This is a genomic window from Streptomyces bohaiensis (assembly GCF_012033785.1).
In the GTDB taxonomy this organism is placed as follows: Bacteria; Actinomycetota; Actinomycetes; order Streptomycetales; family Streptomycetaceae; genus Streptomyces; species Streptomyces bohaiensis.
On record NZ_JAAVJC010000493.1, the window covers coordinates 1 to 1,704 of the forward strand.

The window sequence follows — 1,704 nt, forward strand, 5'->3', positions numbered from 1 at the left end:
GGGCCCGGAAGCATCGGCTTCCGGGCCCGTCGCGGGTGTCGGGGACGACCGGCGGTTCCGCGCCGGTCGGGCGGCCTCAGCCGTCGCGTTCGTCGCGGCGGCGCTGCCAGCGCTGTTCGATGCGGTTCATGACCGAGCGGCGCTGTCGGGGTTGCTGCTGGCCCCGCCCCGCCGGTCGGGCGCCGGCCTTGCCGCCGCCCGAGCTCGCGGCGGCATCCGTGGAGGCCACGACCGGGCCCTTCTTCCACCCGGTCACGGCGAGCACGGCACAGCCGAGCATGACCAGGAACCCGACGACACTGAGCCAGATCTGCTGGGCGACCATGCCGGCCATCAGCAGCACGATGCCCACCAGGAAGCCGACCGCGCCCTGGTACACCCGCTTGCGGGTATGGGTGCGCAGTTCACTGCCCTCGAGCGCTGTCGCGAACTTGGGATCTTCCGCGTACAGCGCTCGCTCCATCTGCTCGAGCATGCGCTGCTCGTGCTCCGAGAGCGGCACGGGGTCCTCCTACTCGTCGGTCGCGGTGGCGACCGGGTCCGACTCTTCCAGGATAGGCAGGGAACGCTCCCTGTGAAAGCCGCCCCTTACGCGAATTCCGCCCACCGCTTTCGCCACGACCAGAGCAACCGGGGGATGGAGAATCCCCTACCCCGGCTCCCCTCCGTCATGCCGACGGGCGCACGTCCGATATTACGTCCGATCCTAAGGGAACGGAGGCGCGTTCAGGAGCCGGGCGGGGGCACGGTGCGCTCGGCGAGCAGGTGAAGTTGTCCGGCGATCGCGTGGAACGCCGGATGGGCTGCGGCGTCCGCCTCGAGCCGCGTGAGGGCGGCCAGCGCGTCGGCCTCGGTGTCGACCAGCGCGCCGGGCACCAGGTCCGCGAAGATGCGGACGCCGTGGACCGCGAGCGGGTCGAGCCCCACGGTCGAGGCCAGTGCCGTGAGTTGGTCGGCGGTGAAGCGGTGCGGCACCGGGTCCGCGTCGCCCCAGCGGCCGTTGGGGTCGGCCAGCGCCAGCCGCGCCTCGGTGAACCGCCCGGCCAGCGCCCGGGAGAGCACCGCGCCGCCGACCCCGGCCGCCAGCAGGCTCAGCGTGCCGCCGGTGGGCCGCAGCGTCCGGGTGACGGCGGTCAGCGCGGCGCGGGGGTCGTCGGTGTACTCCAGCACGCCGTGGCACAGCACCATGTCGTAGGCGCCGCTCCCCGCGACCTCCAGCAGGTCGCCGGTGTCCCCCTGCACGCCCCGGACCCGTTCGGCGACGCCCTCCTCGGCGGCGCGGCGCTCCAGCGCGAACAGCGCGTCCGGACTGGGGTCGACGACGGTGACGGTGTGGCCGAGCGCGGCGACACGGGCCGCGAGGCTGCCGCTGCCGCCCCCCGTGTCGAGCACGTCCAGGGCCGGGGAGCCGGCAGCCGCCGCACGGCGTGCCAGGGCCCCGCGGAGCAGCTCCCAGACGACCCCCGTACGCAGCGCGGTGTGCGGGCCGGGAGCGGTCGGTTCAGACGACATGCGGGTGGCTCCTCGTGCGGAAATGCGGTGCTGGGCGAGCCACCCCAGCTTATGGCCTCGGCCGCGCCGACGACCGCCCGGTCCCGGCGGCCGGACACCGCCCGCGGCCCGCCGGCGAGCACCGGCCGGTGAGCCCTCCGGACGGGCAACGCCGCCGGTCGGCGGGGGCGGGGCGCACGGCGGCGCTGCGGC

General features: G+C 75.1%; 2 protein-coding genes. Both read right to left on the reverse strand.

What is annotated here, in order from left to right; genetic code table 11:
- Nucleotides 1–76: 76 nt before the first annotated feature.
- Nucleotides 77–502, reverse strand: a complete 426-nt coding sequence (locus HCN52_RS24205) for an SCO2097 family morphological protein (protein ID WP_168090552.1) — start codon at nt 500–502, stop codon at nt 77–79.
- A 224-nt stretch (nt 503–726) separates the two neighbouring features.
- Nucleotides 727–1,512 (reverse strand): methyltransferase, encoded by a 786-nt coding sequence (locus HCN52_RS24210; RefSeq protein ID WP_168090553.1) that lies wholly within the window; start codon nt 1,510–1,512, stop codon nt 727–729.
- Nucleotides 1,513–1,704: the final 192 nt, after the last annotated feature.